This window comes from Psychrobacter sp. R86515 (assembly GCF_042466315.1).
Lineage (GTDB): Bacteria > Pseudomonadota > Gammaproteobacteria > Pseudomonadales > Moraxellaceae > Psychrobacter.
The window spans coordinates 1,197,540-1,217,896 of record NZ_JAXHCC010000001.1 but is presented as its reverse complement, the minus strand read 5'-3'; the positions used below and the strand labels follow the sequence as shown (position 1 = coordinate 1,217,896).

15 protein-coding genes are annotated in these 20,357 nt (G+C 41.8%); 7 read left to right on the top strand and 8 right to left on the bottom strand.

Annotated elements, in window-relative coordinates:
* Positions 1–650 precede the first annotated feature (650 nt).
* Together SJY28_RS05165 and SJY28_RS05160 are read left to right on the top strand one after the other, a co-directional pair.
* The gene (locus SJY28_RS05165; protein ID WP_290175498.1) at positions 651–2,342 is read left to right on the top strand and encodes an NAD+ synthase; all 1,692 of its coding nucleotides are present in this window, start codon (positions 651–653) and stop codon (positions 2,340–2,342) included.
* 214 nt (positions 2,343–2,556) lie between these two features.
* Positions 2,557–3,831 carry a hemolysin family protein gene (locus SJY28_RS05160; RefSeq protein WP_379543694.1) on the top strand — a complete coding sequence of 425 codons (1,275 nt, stop codon included), beginning with the start codon at positions 2,557–2,559 and terminating at the stop codon, positions 3,829–3,831.
* A gap of 46 nt (positions 3,832–3,877) precedes the next feature.
* On the opposite strand, the gene SJY28_RS05155 is transcribed toward SJY28_RS05160, so the two are convergent.
* Positions 3,878–4,594: a YggS family pyridoxal phosphate-dependent enzyme gene (locus SJY28_RS05155; protein ID WP_379543693.1), complete on the bottom strand. Its 717-nt coding sequence runs from the start codon at positions 4,592–4,594 to the stop codon at positions 3,878–3,880.
* 357 nt (positions 4,595–4,951) lie between these two features.
* On the opposite strand from SJY28_RS05155, the gene SJY28_RS05150 reads away from it, so the two are divergent.
* Positions 4,952–6,007, top strand: a complete 1,056-nt coding sequence (locus SJY28_RS05150) for a type IV pilus twitching motility protein PilT (protein ID WP_296209488.1) — start codon at positions 4,952–4,954, stop codon at positions 6,005–6,007.
* A 131-nt stretch (positions 6,008–6,138) separates the two neighbouring features.
* Entirely contained in the window at positions 6,139–7,260 is a 1,122-nt protein-coding gene (locus SJY28_RS05145; protein ID WP_114701246.1) for a PilT/PilU family type 4a pilus ATPase, read from the top strand.
* A gap of 128 nt (positions 7,261–7,388) precedes the next feature.
* Here SJY28_RS05145 and fur read toward each other — a convergent pair whose 3' ends face one another.
* Positions 7,389–7,823, bottom strand: a complete 435-nt coding sequence (fur, locus tag SJY28_RS05140) for a ferric iron uptake transcriptional regulator (RefSeq protein WP_057758249.1) — start codon at positions 7,821–7,823, stop codon at positions 7,389–7,391.
* Positions 7,824–8,140: 317 nt separating this feature from the next.
* Between fur and SJY28_RS05135 the strand changes: the two genes are divergently transcribed.
* The gene (locus tag SJY28_RS05135) at positions 8,141–8,560 is read left to right on the top strand and encodes an outer membrane protein assembly factor BamE (protein ID WP_057758247.1); all 420 of its coding nucleotides are present in this window, start codon (positions 8,141–8,143) and stop codon (positions 8,558–8,560) included.
* A gap of 34 nt (positions 8,561–8,594) precedes the next feature.
* Here the strand turns inward: SJY28_RS05135 and SJY28_RS05130 are convergent, their stop codons facing one another.
* The 4 genes from SJY28_RS05130 to SJY28_RS05115 all read right to left on the bottom strand — a co-directional run bounded on the left by SJY28_RS05130 (position 8,595) and on the right by SJY28_RS05115 (position 11,764).
* The gene (locus SJY28_RS05130) at positions 8,595–8,966 is read right to left on the bottom strand and encodes an RnfH family protein (RefSeq protein ID WP_379543692.1); all 372 of its coding nucleotides are present in this window, start codon (positions 8,964–8,966) and stop codon (positions 8,595–8,597) included.
* Positions 8,954–10,087, bottom strand: coding sequence for a hypothetical protein (locus SJY28_RS05125; protein WP_379543691.1), 1,134 nt, complete (start codon positions 10,085–10,087; stop codon positions 8,954–8,956). The genes SJY28_RS05130 and SJY28_RS05125 overlap by 13 nt, the downstream gene beginning before the upstream one ends.
* 354 nt (positions 10,088–10,441) lie before the next feature.
* Positions 10,442–11,110 carry a cytochrome c gene (locus SJY28_RS05120; RefSeq protein ID WP_101205531.1) on the bottom strand — a complete coding sequence of 223 codons (669 nt, stop codon included), beginning with the start codon at positions 11,108–11,110 and terminating at the stop codon, positions 10,442–10,444.
* Positions 11,111–11,428: 318 nt separating this feature from the next.
* Entirely contained in the window at positions 11,429–11,764 is a 336-nt protein-coding gene (locus SJY28_RS05115) for a cytochrome c5 family protein (RefSeq protein ID WP_296209474.1), read from the bottom strand.
* A 404-nt stretch (positions 11,765–12,168) separates the two neighbouring features.
* Between SJY28_RS05115 and yihA the strand changes: the two genes are divergently transcribed.
* Positions 12,169–12,939: a ribosome biogenesis GTP-binding protein YihA/YsxC gene (yihA, locus tag SJY28_RS05110; RefSeq protein ID WP_102078084.1), complete on the top strand. Its 771-nt coding sequence runs from the start codon at positions 12,169–12,171 to the stop codon at positions 12,937–12,939.
* 122 nt (positions 12,940–13,061) lie between these two features.
* Here the strand turns inward: yihA and SJY28_RS05105 are convergent, their stop codons facing one another.
* Complete coding sequence (locus SJY28_RS05105) at positions 13,062–13,769, bottom strand: HAD family hydrolase (protein WP_379543690.1); 708 nt, start codon at positions 13,767–13,769, stop codon at positions 13,062–13,064.
* A gap of 132 nt (positions 13,770–13,901) precedes the next feature.
* Complete coding sequence (locus tag SJY28_RS05100; protein ID WP_379543689.1) at positions 13,902–14,912, bottom strand: RluA family pseudouridine synthase; 1,011 nt, start codon at positions 14,910–14,912, stop codon at positions 13,902–13,904.
* Positions 14,913–16,100: 1,188 nt separating this feature from the next.
* Between SJY28_RS05100 and SJY28_RS05095 the strand changes: the two genes are divergently transcribed.
* Entirely contained in the window at positions 16,101–20,285 is a 4,185-nt protein-coding gene (locus tag SJY28_RS05095) for an Rne/Rng family ribonuclease (protein WP_379543688.1), read from the top strand.
* Positions 20,286–20,357 lie beyond the last annotated feature (72 nt).

The window sequence follows — 20,357 nt, the reverse complement described above, 5'->3', positions numbered from 1 at the left end:
ACTACAAATTCACAGCCATTCATTATCATAGACAACACAATAAAAATGCAGTTAGCACGCTTTATTATGCAATAAAGCGTGTGAATTATATAACGCGTTGTTGTAATCTTTACTTACAACTTTGTCTATGCAAGCTTACTAGATGACGACGATAATGACTAGCGCATAATGCATGAATTTAGTGTGTAAAAATGATGTATCGAAAACTGCTTTTATGTTCAGCTTTTAAACTGTTATCTTATAAGGGAATCCACTGGTGCGTTCTATTTGTCGCGACAATTGATGTTATACTAAAGCAATTATTTTAAGCTTTTCAGTGTAGTTAAGTTTATTTGCACATATTTATTTACATCGTCGTAAAGACATCGAATCCTCTGAGCCAGATTTCAACACCCGCTTATATCGTCTTCTTTTAGACTATCATAAGTTCTAATTTTAGGGTGTCGCCATCATTTAGAGTGAGTTACTTGAGCAAAATCATAAGTCTTTTATAAAGGCTTATACGAGATTTAGACTCAGCATATCAGCTCAATATTTGAGCTTGATATGCAAGAGCGCAATTTTGAGTTAATTTCGGATTTACTTTGATTTTATTTGAAATCAATACAGACACACCAAATTTTAATAATATATCGATAGGAACAATAACAATGTCAAAAGACACTGATAACCCCAACTCTAACACCTCAAACGAAGCCAGTAAGACCAATAAACCACAAGATACTGTCACTTTTGCCTTAGCTCAATCACATTTTTTGGTCGGTGATATCGCAACCAACGTCGAAAAAATGCGTACCCTAGCATTACAAGCACGCGAACAGGGTGCTGACGTAATCGTATTCCCAGAGTTAGCGCTACTAGGCTACCCTCCACAAGATTTATTGCTACGTCCAAGCTTGTCTGGCCGCGTCAAAAGCGCTTTGTCTACTTTGAGTGATATTGATGATATCGTCATGATTGTCGGCTATCCGCATGTCGATCATCACGGTACTTTTAACTCTGCTGCCATCCTACATAATGGTCATCAAAAAGGCTTTTATCATAAGCAAATTTTGCCAAATTATGGCGTGTTTGATGAACGTCGCTATTTCGATAAAGGTCGTAATCAAGTTTTATTTGACTATAAAGGTATTACTATTGGTCTGCTTATCTGTGAAGATTTGTGGGAAAAAGGTCCTATCTCTGAGCTTAAAAAACAGGGTGCTGATCTAATCGTAAGCTTAAACGCCTCACCTTTTGAGATTGAAAAGCAAGACAATCGCAAAACCATGCTTGCCAAGCGTAGCCGTGAAAACAAACTACCTATCGTCTATGTCAACGCAGTGGGCGGGCAAGACGATCTAGTGTTTGATGGCGGCTCTATGGCTGTACAAGCTGACGGTAGCGTTGCCCATGAAGCGCCACGCTTTATGAATCAATTACTATTGGCTACGTTAGATGTAAAAACTGCGAAGTTTAATGAGCAGACCAAAGCGCCTCTAACCTTAAGCCGCGAATCTGAAATGTATCAAGCGTTAGTCGTCGGTCTACGCGACTATGTCAACCATTCAGGATTCTCTGGTATTATTGTCGGGTTGTCAGGTGGTATTGACTCGGCATTGACGCTTTGTATCGCTGTTGACGCTCTAGGCGCTGACAAGGTATATGCGGTCATGATGCCATACGAATACACCTCTCAAATTAGTCTAGAAGATGCTCAAGCCCAAGCACGTCGCTTAAATGTTTCTTACACCGTCTGCCCTATTTTTGACGCTGTCGAAGGCATCCGTCATACGTTAGCGCCGTTATTCAATAAGTCGCCAGCGGACACTACTGAAGAAAACATCCAAGCGCGCGCTCGCGGTGTCATTTTGATGGCCTTGTCCAATAAGTTTGGTCATTTAGTTATCACGACTGGTAACAAGTCAGAATTGGCGGTTGGTTATTCAACGCTATATGGCGACATGGCTGGCGGCTTTGACGTACTAAAAGACGTATACAAGTCTCAAGTTTATAAATTGGCGAGCTATCGTAACCGTTTAGAAGATACTCCTGTGATTCCTGAGCGCGTTATCACTCGTCCACCATCAGCTGAATTACGTCCAGATCAAAAGGATCAAGACAGCTTGCCAGACTACGATGTGTTAGATGGTATCTTGACATCATATATCGATGAAGATATGGGCTATCAAGAGATTATTGATAAAGGCTTCGATGCTGAGATGGTCGCTAAAGTCATCAAAATGGTAGACAACAGCGAATACAAACGCTTGCAATCTCCTATTGGTACCAAGATTAGCCACAAAGCTTTCGGACGTGAACGCCGTTATCCGTTAGTCAATAAGTGGTCAATCAAAGGTTAATTACTACATATCTCTCAACTTCTACTATCTATAAGTTGAGAGGTACTAGTTAGCCAGTTTTACAAGATATCGAATTTTTTACTATTAGCTGGGTGCTTGCCCAGCTTTTTTGGTTTTTATCTACCAAAAATTTTTATACCTAGCCGTATTCTTTTCCACACAGTTTCACCAACTATTTTGCCTTAATTATCTTTATTTCTTTTTCGAGTACGTCATGAGTTTGCTAACCGCTAGTGTCTTTCTTCTTTTACTGCTTGCCTTAAGCACCTTTGTCTCTGCTGCTGAGATTGCCATCGCCGCAGGACGCAAAATCAAGCTCCAAATTATGGCAAAAGAAGGCGATGTTCGCGCGCTTGATGTCCTTAATATGCAAGAGCACCCTGGTAGCTTTATCACCGTCGTACAAATAGTGCTAAATGCGGTCGCTATTTCAGCTGGTGCCGTGGGTGAATCGGCCATCAGTCCATATCTCGAACAGTTATTGAATAGTGAAACGATAGCATCAGTTATATCATTTGTACTTATCACGAGTTTGTTTTCACTACTTGCCGACCTAATGCCCAGACGTTTGGCCATGTCAAATGCAGAGACGATAGCTGTACGGCTTGTACGCCCGATGATGTTGTTGATATTTATACTAAAGCCCATTATATGGGTGTTCGATGGGGCCGCAAATATCCTGTTTAAGCTTTTTGGCATCTCAACCATACGTCAAGATGATATGACACCAGAAGATATTTATGCAGTGATGGATGCTGGTGCTGAAGCGGGTGTACTAAAGAAGCAAGAGCATCACTTGATCGAAAATATCTTTGATATGCAAGAGCGTACCGTCACCTCAGTGATGAATCCTCGAGAAAATATCGTTTACTTTGATACCAAGACAAGTACCGAAGAAGTCGTGAATATCATGATTGAGCAGCCACATAATAAGTTCTTGGTCTGCCATGATGACGATTTAGAACATATCATTGGTTATGTGGAATCTCGTAGCTTTTTGGCTTTGGTTTTGAACCAACAAGAAGTTAGCCTAACGAACAAAGCTCTATTGAAGCCAGCACTTTTCGTGCCTGATACGTTGTCTTTATTTGAAGTACTAGAAATGTTTAAATCTACTGGCGCTGATTTTGCAGTTATCGTGAATGAATATGCTCTAGTCGTTGGTGTTATCACATTAAAGGACGTGATGAGCATTGTGATGGGTGAGTTGGTAACGCTAGAAGAACAGCCTATTGTCCAGCGCACTGACAACTCGTGGCTAATCGATGGCATGACCCCTATCGAAGATGTGATTCGTGCATTAGATATCGTCGACCTACCACGCAGTCAAAATTACGAGACTATCAGTGGATTCATGATGTATATGCTTCGAAAAATCCCTAAAAAGACCGACACGATTGAGTATGCCAATTATCGATTTGAGATTATTGCAACTGATAATCTTAAAATTACGCAGATGCTAGTAACCAAATTAGAAGATGTCACTTAACTTACTGGCTAGTTAAAGAATACTTAGCTAGCCTATTCACATTGTTTCAAGCACGCTGACCAAAGATAGCAGTGCCGACACGTACCATTGTTGTGCCGTTTTCTATCGCTTCTGCCATATCACCACTCATACCCATACTAAGCGTATCCCAGCTATCTAGCTCTGGATAGTCGGCTTTAACCTCTTCAAACAACTGCTTAGTTCGAGCAAAGGCATCCGTATTTGCTTTAGCAGGAATAATCATTAGGCCTCGTAACTGTAGACGCTCGTAGCCTTTAATCGCTGTTATCAGCTCTGGCAACTGGGCTGGCAAACATCCTGACTTGCTATCTTCGTTATCGATATTTAATTGAATCAACACATTCAACGGTGGCAGGTCAGTTGGTCGCTGGTCATTCAATCGCTTGGCGATGATATCGCGCTCAACCGTTTGCACCCAATCAAAGTGCTCTGCAATGTCACGTGTCTTATTACGTTGAATACTACCGATATAATGCCAAACGATACTCTTACCTACAGGCTGAGCTTTAAGTTCAGTAATTTTTTCGATGGCTTCTTGTAGATAGTTTTCACCAAAATTGCGCTGTCCTTGAGCTGCTAAAGTTGCGATCATGTCAGCAGGTTTCGTTTTCGAAACAGCTAGCAGCATAACATTATCAGTCTGTCTGTCAGTATGATCACATGCTTGCTTCATCTGCTTACTAACTTGCTGCCAGTTATCGATAAGTGTCACTTCATCAATATTTTGATCTTTTTCTTTCATATTCGGCCTTTAATATTTATTAGGTTTTCAAAACTTCTTCAAAAAATAATTACTCGATATTTATGACTATTTTATGCAGAATCGTTTAATAAAGATTGATAAAAGATTATTCATATAAAAATATCTTTATTAAAACTAATTTTGAGTTTTATTAACTTAGTAGATGGTTAAATACTCACAGTCTTGTTATGATATTGTTACATGCTTTAACATATGCTACTGAATGTGCTAGCGATAGTAAAAAAATTGGTTATCTCTTCAACGTTTCTTGTTCAGTTGAAATTGCTGATAGATAGTTTACCACGTGTTTTTGTAGTGTTCTGTTTTACCCGAACTAAGTGATAGGAATATCAAATTATGGCTGAAAAAAATAATCTAAGTATCGAAGATTTGCTGCGTTTTACTGTTAAACATAAGGCATCAGATTTACATATTTCAGCAGGCATGCCGGCAATGATTCGTGTTGACGGTGAAATGACACGTATCAATATGCCAGAGATGACCCATCAGGTTGTGCATCAGCTTATTTATGACATCATGAATGATAAACAACGTGCTGACTTTGAAGAATTTTTTGAGACGGATTTTTCTTTTGAGATCCCTAATCTAGCACGTTTTCGTGTCAATGCTTTCAATCAAAACCGCGGTGCAGGCGCTGTATTTCGTACCATTCCTTCCAAAGTATTAACGATGGAAGACTTAGGTATGGGCGATGTCTTTAGACGCGTTTCTGACTTTAAGCGTGGTGTGGTACTGGTAACGGGCCCAACAGGTTCAGGTAAATCGACAACGCTTGCGGCGATGATTGATTATATTAACGAAAGCCGTAAGGAGCATATTCTAACTATCGAAGATCCGATTGAGTTTGTTCATGAATCAAAGAAAAGCTTGATTAACCAACGTGAAGTTCATCGTGATACTTTGGGTTTCGAACCAGCATTACGCTCTGCTCTACGTGAGGATCCTGATGTTATCTTGGTCGGTGAGCTACGTGACCTTGAGACCATTCGTTTAGCATTGACCGCAGCAGAAACTGGTCACTTAGTATTCGGTACCTTGCATACTAGCTCAGCCGCTAAGACAATTGACCGTGTCATCGACGTGTTCCCTGCTGCTGAAAAAGACATGATTCGCGCGATGCTGTCAGAATCATTGCAAGCCGTTATTTCACAGACCCTGTTACGTCGTCAAGCAGGTGGACGTGTGGCAGCCCATGAAATCATGTTAGGTACCCCCGCTATCCGTAACTTGATACGTGAGAATAAAATTGCTCAGATGTATTCTGCTATTCAAACTGGTGCAGGCGAAGGCATGATTACGCTCGATCAAACATTAAAGAACTTGGTAGGCAAAGGTACTATTAGCAAAGATGTGGCGCGTCCTTATGCAAAACAGCCTGAAGCGTTTCTATAGTATATATAGAGAGACCATTAGAAGTGAATAATTGGTGATATCCACTATTATTTAATAGCCTTCTACTTACGAACTTTACAGCATGATTTTAAATATTTTCTTAATCGATTTACATCTAGTGCAGGTACGATATGGACATTGATAAACTATTGCAGTTAATGATTAATAAAAATGGCTCTGACCTTTTTATTACTGCTGATGTAGCGCCTTCCATGAAAGTCAATGGAAAGATATTGCCTGTTGGTAAAACGCCCTTGAGTGCTGAGCAAACCATGAGGTTGGTCAAGGGTGTGATGACGCCAAGCCAACGAAAAGAGTTTGAAGATACCAATGAGTGTCAGTTTGCTATTGCTGATGAGGCGCAGCAAGCACGTTTTCGAGTCAGTGCATTTATACAGCGTGATATGGCAGGAATGATTTTACGGAAAATTGAAAACAACATTCCAACGGTCGAAGAGTTACGTTTACCGCCAGCACTAAAAGAGCTGTCCATGAAAAAACGCGGTATTATTCTATTAGTTGGCGCAACGGGTACGGGTAAATCCACTACCCTTGCTGCAATGATAGGACATCGCAATCAAAATTCTCATGGTCATATTATTACGATAGAAGACCCTATCGAATTTGTCCATAAACATCGCGGCTGTATTATCACCCAACGTGAGGTTGGTATCGATACCCATTCATTTGAAGCGGGCCTAAAAAACACGCTACGCCAAGCACCCGATGTCATCTTAATCGGTGAGATTCGTAACCGTGAAGTCATGAGCTATGCTATTCAGTACGCAGAAACTGGCCATCTAGTGTTTGCAACGTTGCACGCAAACAACGCTAACCAAGCAATCGATCGTATCATTCACTTCTTTGAAACCAGTCGCCATAATCAGTTGTTTATGGATTTGTCGTTGAACCTGCAAGCTATTATCGCGCAGCAACTTATTCCCACACCTGATGGTAAAGGACGACGCGCTGCTATTGAGATTTTGCTAAATTCGCAGCTGATCAGTGACTATATCCGTAAAGGGGAAGTCCATGAAATCAAAGATGTGATGACACGCTCACGAGACAGTGGTATGCAAACCTTTGATCAGGCGCTTTTTGATTTGTACGAACAAGGAGAGATAACGTATAAAGAAGCGATTCTACATGCCGACTCTCCTAACGATCTACGCCTCAAAATTAAGCTCAGTAGCAAAAACGGTAAAGCTAATTTAGATGAAGGTGCTGATAGTTTATCGTTAGATGTAAGCTAAATTATTGCGCTTTCTACGCATAATAGACATATAAAAAGAAGCCCTCGTTATTTATAACGAGGGCTTCTTTTATTGTTCGATATCGTAGTGCTGATAGAAATAAGCGTTTCTACTTATACGCTAGACAATTACTTCGCGCTGTCTCTACAGGCTTGATCCGCGCAGATACCATATAGCACGAGAGAATGCCCAGACAGTTTAAAGCCATGTTTTTCTGCTACTTTCAATTGCTCTTCTTCGATGACTTCATTATGAAACTCTATAATCTTGCCACACACATCACAAACTAGGTGATCGTGATGCTCTTCTTGGGTAATCTCAAATACAGATAGATTGTTTTCAAAGTTATGACGCTCAACAATACCTGCTTGTTCAAACTGTGTTAGGACACGATAGACAGTGGCAAGACCTACGTCTTCACCTTGCTCGATAAGCGCCTTGTACACTTCTTCTGCACTCATGTGATGCAGCTCTGCGCTTTCTAATAGCTCTAAAATTTTGATACGAGGTAACGTGACCTTGAGTCCTGCTCTACGTAAATCTTGATTGGTAAAAGAAGCCATAATATCCCTTTTGACTGTGACAGCCTTAACAAATAGAAAATATGAGATAAATAATCAACAAAGATTATTTTTATTTAATATAAAGTAAATGATTAATAATAAACTGATGAAACTTACGCAGACATCTCTCTTATTATTTTCTAAATATCGAGATGCAAGCCTATGAATTTAAAATATAATTAATCTAACTATTCAGATTGTGTTTGGTAAATAATGTCGTAAGTGGTAGGCAATTGCAAGTAAATGACGTATCATTTGTCCAAGATTGTCGGTCAGACTGGTACCACCTAACGCTGGCCACACCTAATTCATTTCTTATGAGTCATCTTACCATGATAAAGACATTAAATTTCCGTCCGTTAAGCCACACAAGCGCATTACGTAAGATCGTTATCACCAGTATGCTTAGCGCTACTGTTGCTATGTCTGGCTGCTCATTATTGAGTGTTTATAAGATTGATTTGCCACAAGGCACAGCGATTACTCAAACCCAAGCTCAAAAGCTAAAAGTGGGGATGAATCAAAACCAAGTTCTTTATACTCTTGGCAGCCCTGCGATTCGAGATACTCTTGAGCCTAAACGCTGGGATTATATCTATGACTACAAAGCAGGCACTGAAGGTAGCCGTAAAGGCATCGCAGATGTCAAAAACGCCAGCCAGCATTTAGTTGTTTACTTTGATGATAATGGTTTGGTCACGCGCATCGAAGGTATTGAGAGTCTGCCAGCATCATAGTTAGCGAAACCTATTAGCTTAGATAGTTAATGGTTTAGCTACGAGATTTATTTTTGCGCTGAGACATAGGATCAGCGCTTAAACTGCGATATACCTCGATACGGTCAAAAGGCTGTAGCAAATAGCTTAATGGCTGTTTCTGTGCATAAATCCCTACATGCCAACGTTTCGCAGTTGGCGTGGTGATATCTATTACTTGCTCACACCACGCTGCCAGTTCTACAAATTTCTCAAGCCATCCTGCTTGCGCCAATGCTTCACGCAAACTAGTACCTTGTCTAACCTGCAAAGCTAGATAATGCTGGCGCTGCTCATCTTCAGCATACGCCAGATATACGGTCATTAGATTGGCTTGCGTAGACTGTGGCACACTGCTGTCACGACCTTCGACTGTTAGCTCAACCACTGCATCACCCAACCTATCAATGCTAGCAGCAATGCTAATGGTACGACTAAACGTATCGCCACTCGCCACAAGTTATAAACTGCTTCATTACTAAAATTTAACGACTTGCGTAGATGGCTAATCTTCATCTGCCAACCCGCAAATACTGATAATAATAGTACAGCAATGCTACTAATAATGACCAAGATGCCAACTAACCATGCTGTCGGAATCGCAACCACTAATAATAACGCTACAGCAAAAGTGATTATCAAACTAACTAACAATCCAAATTTATGCGTTAACTGTTGCGTGCTGTAATGTAGCAAGTAACTGGCTACAAATAACACCCCACCCCAATATAACAGCTGTCCAATTGGTGGTAGCGACATACCACTAGTAAATAAAGCCACTACTCCTATCAGCAGTTGTAACACCCAAATCGGTAACACTAGCTTGGTTGCACGGTACTCACGAGTAGCCGCTCTGTTTTTTACTTGCTGATTGTTTGCTTCTACCGCTGTGACTGTTTGCTTACTCACCAAGTTCTGACCGAACCAGTATAGTCCTGTACCTGCACCGACACTCACTAACGCTAACGCGACTGCGCGTGCCCATTCCGTCAAACTGACATCAGTCATAGCAAAACCAGCACTTGGCACACCGTTTGCGAACCCTAGCAGCAACCCTATTACCATCAAACCCAAACCAATAGGTAGAGGCGTAACACCCAGCAAGCTTAAAAGTAACGCAATGACCATCAGGCCTGCAGCAATTGCAAAGTTCGGTACATCGGGTATGCTATTTAGCTCAGTTAACGCAGACAATATGCCCGTACTTGCACCAGATATAACTAATGCTGCAATCACAATAGAAACCAGCGCCGCTAACCAACCAAAGCTACGCCAGATCGGACTGACATCTGCTTCACGAGTGAGCTTTTGCATACCCGCTAGAGGGCCTTCGACACTGCGATAGGCCAATGCTATCTCAGCGTAAACAACTGGCAGCGCAACCAATACCATGGCTAATAGCCATAGTAACCAAAAGTCAATCTCACCAATTGACGCAGGTGCAAACCAACGAAATAGCAATAACGGTAGTAGCGCCGCGATAAAATAAGAAGCATAACGGATCATCATAATTTCAATCCAAACGATCTAATACCATTCACAAAAACTGGATTAGCAAACAAAACAAGTGCAAGTACCACGCATAGTAGACTGAACATGTTTGAAAAAGCCAATCGTATTTTGAAAATTGGTATAAAGTGAATAACGATAATTTATAATTATACAGAGCAAAGACTGGCCTCTGTAAATGAATTCATCTAAATATTGTCTTAATATAAGGGACAAACAGTTATAAAAAAACCCCGAAATCGGGGTTTAGTCATTCAGATATAATCAATATGCGATTCAATACTCAGTGGCTTTACTCAATAGCCTTCTATGCAAAGCAAAACGTGTATCAGATATTGAATCAGTGCGAATCAATTAGTGAATAGCACTTACATAGTCTGACAGGATACGAATGTCACGATCTGATAGTTTAGATGCAACCGTTTGCATCATACCCATCTCGCCTTCTTTGGCTGCATCATTAACTCGTTTTTGATCATCACTATCGATATCATCAACACGTCCAGCGGCACGGAATAGTTTTAGCTGAGTAGCAATATACTGAGCGTGCTGTCCGCCTAGCTTTGGAAATGCAGCCCAAGTGTTACCTGCAGCGTCTGGACCATGACAGCCGGCACAACCAATGACGCCGCGCGACTTGTCGCCACCCAAGAATAGCTTAGTCGCTTCTTGGTTGGTTGCAGGATTGCCGTAGCCAACGCCCCAAGGCGCTTGACTGGCGTAATAACCTGCTACGTTGGCTAGGTCTTGCTGAGACAGATTAGCAACTTGTGACTGCATGATACCGTTTTTGCGATAGCCTGCTTTAAAGTTGACTAGCTGTTTATATAGGTACTTTACGTTTTGGCCGCCAAGGTTTGGCTGTGCAGGAACAATGCTGACGCCATTAAGACCATGACAAGCGGCACAAACGGTTTCTGCAACTTTTTGACCTGCATTGACGTCATATTCAGGAACAATAATAGCAGCTTGTACGCTGAAACTTGCAACGCATAAGCTGGCAGCAGCGATTAACTTTTTCATTGATACAAATCCTACTAGCTCGGCGTAAGCATTATTTAGAGTGATTGCACTGATAAGATACCTGATATAGCCGCCTCTTTAATCATGAGAATGGCGTATATTTTGAGGTCTTGGACACAAGCAGTCTGAAAGTACTTACTAACATCAGGGTTTATTTTCGATTATTATAGCAAGACTTTGTATCATTTGCCTACTTAATCATAGTATCTATCAGTTTTCTGGCAACACAATATACAATATGACGCAAAAACAAAAAGCGCAGATAGGTTGTTAGCCCAGCGCTTTATTTTATATGCTTAACTTATATTTATAAGTCGATTATTTGCTCATATATTCGATAAGTTTACGATAATCGTCATCACTACATTTGTCGCAAAGACCACCTGCTGGCATCTGTGGCATACCACCTTTGACGGACTTGATAAGCGTCGGCATACTTTTTTGTTTAATCAGCTGTTGCCATTTGGCACTATCACCTTTTTTAATGGCATTTAGCGCCCCACTATCGTGACAGGCTGCACATGAGTTATTATAGGTAGTGGCGATATCCGCCGCACCTGCGCTGCTAATCATAATGCCACTTAATAATATTGCAGCACTGCTAGCCGTTATAGCGCGATAACTCGTGCTAAGAAGTTTACTGATTGAAAACATAGAGCACCTCCTCGTGATATTTCACGTGTCTCATCAATCGTTCTATTAAACGTCTCTCGTTAAACATTGTAACAATATATGTCATATAAACATAGATAATTTGGATATGGCTTTTTTAAAGCTGAGAACTTGTCTTAATGACAGGCCAACTTTAATGTTATCCTACTATTTATATGATGCTAATCGCAGTTATTTCAATAAGTAAGACGCGGAATAGTATAGAATAGCCAGTAATATTAAATAGCTACTTTTATGATTTGCACATAACTGTATTGATAAAGAACAGCCTTTTACCTTGATTTACCTATTTCTTGACCAATTACTTGACCGCACCGATGACCTGAATCATCAGGTGACTAAAATTTTATAATCGCATCCAATTTTTTAAGATTAATGAGCCATTTATGAGTACCCCGTTTAACGATGTCGCCGCTGAACATGCCTTGTTCAATACCAAATCTCGTCAAAAAATTCAGCAAACTGAGTTTATGATGTCAGCACCTACCTTTCGTCTCTGTCCGCCTGATATGGGATTGGAAGTCGCTTTTGCAGGTCGCTCAAACGCTGGCAAATCATCAGCCATCAACGCCTTAACCAATCAGCGTCAATTGGCTCGCTCGTCTAAGACACCTGGACGCACGCAGATGATTAACTTTTTTAGTATCGGTGATACTGACAGACGTTTGGTTGATTTGCCTGGTTACGGCTACGCAGCTGTTCCGCTAGAGATGAAAAAAGAATGGCAGGTTGAACTAGAAGAATACTTGGTGTCACGCTCAAGCCTTGCAGGTCTGGTATTGATGACAGATATTCGTCATCCGCTTAAGTTTTTTGATGAGCAAATGTTACACTGGGCAAACGATGGTGAGCTACCAGTACATATTCTGCTGACCAAAGCAGATAAACTGAAGTACGGTGCTTCTAAAAACGCCCTCCTTGAGACTCGTAAACGCCTGAAAAAACTGGGCTTAAACTGTACCATTCAGTTGTTTTCGGCTCTCAGAAAAGAAGGTCTCGATGAGTTGGCTGGAATAATGGGCAACTGGTATGAGTATCAGCTTGATGCAGATAAAATTATCGAATCTTCTTTTGCGTTGCTAGAAGGCGCTGAGTTAGAAGACGCTATTGAAAAAGAAAGCGGTGAAAAAGAGAGCGTTGATAAAGAAAACAAATAAATATCGTTGTCTTTAATAAAAAGGGTTTATCGCTATTACGATAAACCCTTTTTATTGTCTGTTTATTCACTCATTACTATTATCGGTGTGATATTAAAATAATAAGAATTATAAAAGTAGCTCTACCCGCATAGCAAATCCACTAGCGCTTGTGGAGTATCAACTTGGTAGGTTGGATTTTGCTCCGCAAGCTCTGCACTCGTTGCCGTACCATAGTTCACCGCTATACTGGTCATACCCAATGCTGTTGCCATTTGAATGTCATAGATACTGTCGCCGATAAACACAGCATCAGAAACCTGCTGCTGCGTATAATCCAAGATATCGGTCAACATCTGCGGATCAGGTTTTGAGCCTGACTCATCAGCACAACGCGTAATCGCAAAGTAATCATGGCTATCTGAGGCATCTAATACACGATCTAGCCCTTTTCTTTTTTTACCCGTTGCTACGGCGAGCGTTTTGCTTTGCTGTTGCAAAACTTGCAACATACCCTCTATTGGTTCAAAGAGCGGCGTACTGTGACTATTAGCAACATAGTATTCTGCATAGGTTTGCTGAATCTCACGCAACTGCGTATCGTTTGCCTGCGGATATAAAATCTTAATGCCATTCATCAAACTCAGACCAATAATATTTTTTACGGCTTTATCAGTCGTCTCAAACCCGTGTGTTTCCCCAGCCACATGCATAGAATCAACAATCAGGCCGATTGAATCCATTAGCGTGCCGTCCCAATCAAAAATAATTAACGTCTTATCAGACAGATTGTGTTCTGCTGATGGTTGAGTATTTATAACACACTCTGAAGTTGTAGCTGGTTTGGTCATGAATTTACCTTAATGAATATCAATAATAAATAGCAGATACTAAAACGTCACGGTGGCTTATTCGTAAAAATAAGATATCGTGACGTTTAGGAAAATACAAAATAGTTTGGCTTAAGAGTTTATTTTGAAAAACTATTCAGGCAATTTCGTTGTTTCTGGAAGCCAATCTGCCATATCGTCTGGCAATGGCGCAGTAATGGTCTTGTAGCCTGGAATGTCTAAGCGCCATGCATGTAAACACAGACGATGGACGCCTGATTTATCATGAACATTATATTTGTCATCACCTAAAATGGCATGACCGATATGCGCTAAATGCACGCGGATTTGATGCGTGCGACCCGTCAATGGCTTAGCTTCAATTAAGCTGACTGGCTGACTATTAATCATAAGGCGATCATGGATAACGATATCAGTCTGACTTTCTTTCGCTTGTGGGTCTTGGCTATCTACTTTCACTCGGCGCTCACCACTGGCAAGCGTATAACGTAGCAATGGCGCATTAATACGTTGCTCATTAAGTGCAGGTTGACCTTTGGCAAGACATAGATAGTGCTTTTGAATGGTCTTATCTACCAAATGCTGCTGCAATACTTTGAGCGTTGAGCGTTTTTTGGAAATCATCAGTAGCCCTGATGTGTCTTTATCAATGCGATGGATTAGCTCTAGGTATTTTTTACCCGTCACTTCACGCATCGCTTCGATAACCCCAAAGTCCAAGCCGCTACCGCCATGCACAGCGATACCAGAAGGCTTATTCAGCACTAGCAAACCGTCATCTTCATAGACCACACGAGCCAGTAAGCTTTTGGCAAATTCGGTACTAATAATTGGTTTCTCGCGCGTTGCTAGCTCTACAGGGGCAATACGTACCACATCTTCACGCTGCACTCTATCGTGTGCTTTGCAGCGCTTATTATTGACTCGTATCTCATCTGAGCGAATCATTTTATAGATATGTGATTTTGGCAAACCTTTTAAACGGTTTAACAAAAAATTATCCAAACGCTGGTCGTGTTGATGGCGCGTTACTTCGAGGTAGTTCACCTTACCGAAGTTGCTAATCTCATCGTCAGCGCTTTGTGGGCGTGTTTTGCTATTAAAAATAGCAGGGGCTTCATGGGTAGGAGCGTCGTCAGTCATTTTTGAGTTTGTCATTTTTAGTTAGGTATTTACACAAAGATTTGCTATAGTTTAGCATGTTGAGCGACAATTAAGCAGAGGCGACAGCAATAATCATTGTTGTTACAAATAGTTGACCACCGTTTTATTGCCTGTTAGTTTTCTACTACCTGCTAGTAAAGAGGTTGACACTATTTACCCTGCTGACATTAGACGTTTCATCTGATTTTAGGGCGCATTATTTATTTAAAGGTATTACTTACCAAATATAGCCCTACAAATTAAAAATACTGTACTGAATATTATTTGGTACCATAAAATAAATAGTGACACTAAATACCATCGCGTTAGTAAATTTGACCATAAGTCTGTTTATTAACCGATTACAACACAACACTGACTCACTAATTGCATGACAATGACCGTACTCGATAATCAATCATTATCTAATGACTATTTATCTGATGGTTCTTTATGCCAGCGTAGTTGAGCAAGTATGGGTAGTTTAGCGTTAGGATCGAAAAGTATATCGATAGCTGCCTATGTATTGGTGGTCAAACAGATGACGATAACAATGTAAATACGATACCACGCTGACAAGCTGGTCCATTACTCTGTTTGCCAAGTACGCCCCGCTGATAACAAAAGCTGCGACACCTAACCTTGAGACACCCAAGATATTATTGACGTTATACAAAGAACGATAAACAAAGAGTAACCAATTGCTTCGCCTGAATAAACAACTGCTGAATGACGCCACTATATAGTAGCAATCATGACCGCGATATTATTGTTAGACTTTGATGGATGAATGGCAACAGCACCATGCCTTTTTAATATCAGTATTTTTTAGAACTGTAACTGACCCTCGCTCACGCTTACAACGTGCGCTGAAATCACTACCAATAGAACGTACTGAAAATAAGAGCGCTTTGACTCGCTGACCCAATCATATATGTACCAAGTTTACTAATGATAAAATATAAGTACCGTAGCCTTACACCCTATATTACTGATATTAACGTGAGCGCCGCTCATTACTTCAGGTAAAAAAGAAGCCATTGAAAAAGCCCATGTGCTTTATAAACCCACGATTTACGTTCTACCGTTAATGAATATCTACACACGCTAATCACAATATTAGCCACACTTGCCACTATGTCCTAAAGACTGTCTTATCGTTGTCGTGCGTACTCATAGGATACAAATATGAAACGCATTTTGATCAACGCCACTCAAAACGAAGAGATTCGTGTCGCCTTATGTAAAGGCAACCACCTGTACGATTTCGACCTAGAAAACCGTACTCGCGAGCAAAAAAAATCTAACATTTATAAAGGTCATGTGACCCGTGTCGAGCCATCGCTTGAAGCGGTATTTGTCGAATATGGATCTCAGCGCCAAGGCTTTTTGCCGATTCGAGAAATCTCTGCTGAATACCTAAGCGGCAATCCACGTGACGAAAACATCAAAAAACTGATCAAAGAAGGCGATGAGCTAATCGTCCAAGTCGAAAAAGAAGAGCGCGGCAATAAAGGCGCTGCCCTATCGACGTATGTCTCATTAGCAGGTCGCTATCTGGTATTGATGCCAAACAACCCTCGTGGTGGCGGTATCTCACGTCAAATCTCAGGCAAGCTACGCGAAGACATGAAGCGTATGCTTAGCAATCTTGATTTACCAAAAGGCATGAGTGTTATCATTCGTACTGCTGGTATTGGTAAAACTCAAGAAGATTTACAGCACGATTTAAATCACTTGCTCAACATTTGGCAAGCCATTCAAGAACAAAATCAAAAATACCCTTCGCCGCGCTTGGTTCATCAAGAAGCGGGCGTTGTCACACGTGCTGTTCGTGATTATCTGCGTGATGATATCGCTGAGATTTGGATTGATAACGAAAACGCTTATATTGAAGCGGCTGGGTTTATCGATGCAGTAATGCCAAAACAAGCCGAAAAGCTACGCAAATATACCGATTATGAGCCGATGTTTTCGCGCTTCAATATCGAAAAACAAATCGAAACCGCTTATCAGCGTGAAGTTCGTCTACCATCAGGTGGTTCAATCGTTATTGACCAAACAGAAGCATTAGTCTCTATCGATATTAACTCAGCTAAGTCAACCAAAGGTTCAGACGTTGCTGAGACCGCTTACCATACCAACTTAGAAGCAGCTGATGAGATTGCTCGTCAGCTTCGTTTGCGTGATATGGGTGGTTTGATCGTCATTGATTTTATTGACATGAATGACAATAAGCATCAAAAAGAAGTAGAAAAACGTCTAATCGACGCGACCAAATATGACCGTGCGCGCGTTCAGTTTGGTGATATCTCTAAGTTTGGTTTGATGGAAATGAGCCGTCAGCGTCTACGTCCTTCACTAGAAGAGTCAACTGGCTATATTTGCCCACGTTGTCATGGCAACGGTATGATTCGTGACTTGCGCTCATTGTCGCTATCTATTATGCGTCAAATTGAGCAAATAGCTCTTAAAGAACGTCAAGGTGAAGTACAGGCAGAAGTCCCGACTGACATCGCAGCGTTCTTATTAAATGAGAAGCGTGATAGCTTGGTCTATCTTGAGCAAGACAGTGGCACGCGTATCACTATTTTGCCACACGCGCATTTAGAATCACCAAACTTCAAGCTCCATTTCAACCGTGATGGCTTTGCACCATCGAGCTATGAGCGTATCACTGATACTCAGCAACAAGAGCACAGTGACCTTGGCTACAACGTTGACTGGCAGACTGCTGAAAAAGAGCGTCCTGAACAGCAACCTACTCGCCAGCCTCGTAAAGCTGCAGATGATAAGCAGAGCCGCTCAAACACGCAGCAGAATGCAGCCACGCAAGCGCAGAACGATACGGTAAATCATAGCAATGATCGTCGTAATCATAAAAATACCAACGATGTGTCGCCTGCACATGCACCGCAAGCCAATAAAACTGCTAGTGTTGCCGCTCCAGTAGCGCCGCAGACACAGAGTGTGGAAGCTACTGCTCAACCAAAAGCCGTTGCATGGTTATCAAACCTATTCGCTCAAGCGCCGCAAGCCACAACCACACCTAGCGTTAGTAGTCGTGATGCCGCTGAAGCAATCGAAGCACTAGTAAATACTGGCGCGCAAAGCTTAGGCTCGTTTGGACAAGTTGATAGCAATGCATTGAATAGTGCCGCTGCAACTAGTGAGCAGCCAACTCAACAAAGCAACAGTCAGAAAAACGACAGTCAACAGTCAGATAACAATGCTAATCGTCAACAGGCGCGTCGCAATGACAGCGATACTGACGACAGCAGCAATGAAGACAGAAGAAGACGTAAGCCGCGTAAGTCTAGATCTTCTAAACCGCGTCAAAGAAAAGAGACAACTGACGAGAATACTGGCAACGTAAACAGTAGCTCAGAAAGTACTAACTCAAACAGTGCTGATGACAAATCGTCTGATACTCAAGACCAAAGACAGCAAGACAAGCGTCAGAACGATAACAGACGTACGAACGATCGCAATCGTAATAACCGCCAAGATAACAATCAACAGAACAGCAATCGTAACGCAAGCGAGCGCAGTGATACTGATAACGAAAACAGCTCTAAAGCAGATGAGCAAACTCGTACTAAGCGTAAATCGCATAGCCAACGCGGTTCACGCGGTAAGCTAGAACGCGGTGAAACACTAACGGCTGACAGCGTTAAGCACAGCAAGCAGCAGAACGCTAGAAATAACGATGCTGCCAATAGCAAAAATCAGCATAGTGCGCGCCGTAATCAGGACCCTAACGAGGTCGTGCTACAGGTTAATGAAGCGCCAACTGAGCTAAAGGCGCCTGAAGTGGTGCATCTATCTTTAGATGATAGCAAATCAACACAGGCCAAAACTCAGCCTAGCGAGCAGCGAAGCGCGACAAATAACGTAGCAAAAGATGAGCGTTCAAACGAAACAGCTGCTCAAAAACCTACTGATAAGCACAGTAGCAATGAGCAGAACATTGATAAGCAAAACACCAGTGCTTCGAATGCTGTTAAGAAAAATGATAACGAAAAAAGTACGGTGGAAACCCATGCTAATCAGGTAAATGATGATAAGCGTGCATCTGCCGAACAAGCTAAGGTGCAAAACGATGTACCTAAGCATGAGCAGGCTGCTGAAGAGAAAAAAGCACCTGTAGCTGTAGAGGCACCATCGACTTCTACGAGTAACACCGAAAGTAAAGCGGAAGTTCCAACGTCAGTAACTGCTGACGTAGAGGAAGCTAAAGAAACTCAGACTCCAAAACAGCAGGAAACCAAGACTGCTGAAAATGTGAGTAAGAGTGATGAAGCTCAAAATACTCAGGCTGATAGTAATAGTGCAAGCACAAGTAATGTAAGTAACTCAGCACTTGAGCTAACCCATGAAGCACTATTTGGCGCACGTTACGTGACTGCTGAGAAATTTGGTCAAGCGAGTAACGATCCACGTGTAGTACTCGCTCAGCAAGCCGCTCAAGCGGATAAGCCAGCTGCTACTAATGTTCCAGCAATACGTGGCACGGTTGGTGAGTTTATTCGTGCCACGCTACCAGAGGCGCAAACGCGCTTAGCAGAAGAAGGCATTATCAACTGCTTTATTGCGACTATTGCGTTACATAATGAGCAAGCTCAGAGTGCTGATAATAGCTCTGATGCTGCTAACCAGAGCTTTGACTTTAGCAACTATGGCTATCAACCATTGGCTGCCGACTACCTTGCACGCTTTGAATCGATGACCCAAGCTGTCAGTCAATTCGCAGCAGCGCAAGGTAAGACAGACGTTGAGCCACATGCTATCACTAAGCGTGCTAGCAACGATCCACGCGGTCAGCACCCTGATTATCAGGAACCCGCTGTATTGAGCGTAACTGCTGAACAAGTAAGTGACGCGGAACCAGCTATCACTGAGCAAACCGATAGCGAAGTCGATGCGCATGACGTTGAAGCGACTGCCCTCGCCAATCAGACACAGACAGAAAACGTCAGTGCTGATAGTGAGCAATTGCTAGAAGTCGAGCGCGCTCAGTCAGAAGCTAAGGATGCAGAAGTCGAAACCTCTACAGAGCAAACTGTCAATGAGGTAGAAGATACTTTAGAAAACATAACTGCAGAGACTGAGCAGACGACTGAATCGGCAGTAGAAGAAACTATTAAAGAAGCTAGCAAAGAAGACAGTCAGGCAGCTAAGTCTAAGACGACCATAGCCAGCTATAAAAACATGATCGAAAATGTGGCTGAGCAATTGCTACCACAGACCGGTATGTTCAATCTGACTACGCCAAAAGTACCAAAGGCGCGCAGTCGTAAGCCTAAGACGGAGCATAAGAAGCCGACGCAGGCTGAAAAGCTCGCATCTGATGATGTAGACAGCGACAGCTAGTCATATAAGCTCAAATGTAAAAGCCCCAAAGCTATTCGTAGCTATGGGGCTTTTTATTTTGATACAGTCAAA

Coding starts and splice junctions, on each gene's coding strand:
- SJY28_RS05125 (WP_379543691.1), bottom strand. CDS start 10,087: ATGATGATCCGTTATGCTTCTTATTTTATCGCGGCGCTACTACCGTTA.
- SJY28_RS05160 (WP_379543694.1), top strand. CDS start 2,557: ATGAGTTTGCTAACCGCTAGTGTCTTTCTTCTTTTACTGCTTGCCTTA.
- SJY28_RS05105 (WP_379543690.1), bottom strand. CDS start 13,769: ATGACCAAACCAGCTACAACTTCAGAGTGTGTTATAAATACTCAACCA.
- SJY28_RS05155 (WP_379543693.1), bottom strand. CDS start 4,594: ATGAAAGAAAAAGATCAAAATATTGATGAAGTGACACTTATCGATAAC.
- SJY28_RS05145 (WP_114701246.1), top strand. CDS start 6,139: ATGGACATTGATAAACTATTGCAGTTAATGATTAATAAAAATGGCTCT.
- yihA (WP_102078084.1), top strand. CDS start 12,169: ATGAGTACCCCGTTTAACGATGTCGCCGCTGAACATGCCTTGTTCAAT.
- SJY28_RS05115 (WP_296209474.1), bottom strand. CDS start 11,764: ATGTTTTCAATCAGTAAACTTCTTAGCACGAGTTATCGCGCTATAACG.
- SJY28_RS05095 (WP_379543688.1), top strand. CDS start 16,101: ATGAAACGCATTTTGATCAACGCCACTCAAAACGAAGAGATTCGTGTC.
- SJY28_RS05100 (WP_379543689.1), bottom strand. CDS start 14,912: ATGACTGACGACGCTCCTACCCATGAAGCCCCTGCTATTTTTAATAGC.
- SJY28_RS05135 (WP_057758247.1), top strand. CDS start 8,141: ATGAGTCATCTTACCATGATAAAGACATTAAATTTCCGTCCGTTAAGC.
- SJY28_RS05150 (WP_296209488.1), top strand. CDS start 4,952: ATGGCTGAAAAAAATAATCTAAGTATCGAAGATTTGCTGCGTTTTACT.
- SJY28_RS05165 (WP_290175498.1), top strand. CDS start 651: ATGTCAAAAGACACTGATAACCCCAACTCTAACACCTCAAACGAAGCC.
- fur (WP_057758249.1), bottom strand. CDS start 7,823: ATGGCTTCTTTTACCAATCAAGATTTACGTAGAGCAGGACTCAAGGTC.
- SJY28_RS05120 (WP_101205531.1), bottom strand. CDS start 11,110: ATGAAAAAGTTAATCGCTGCTGCCAGCTTATGCGTTGCAAGTTTCAGC.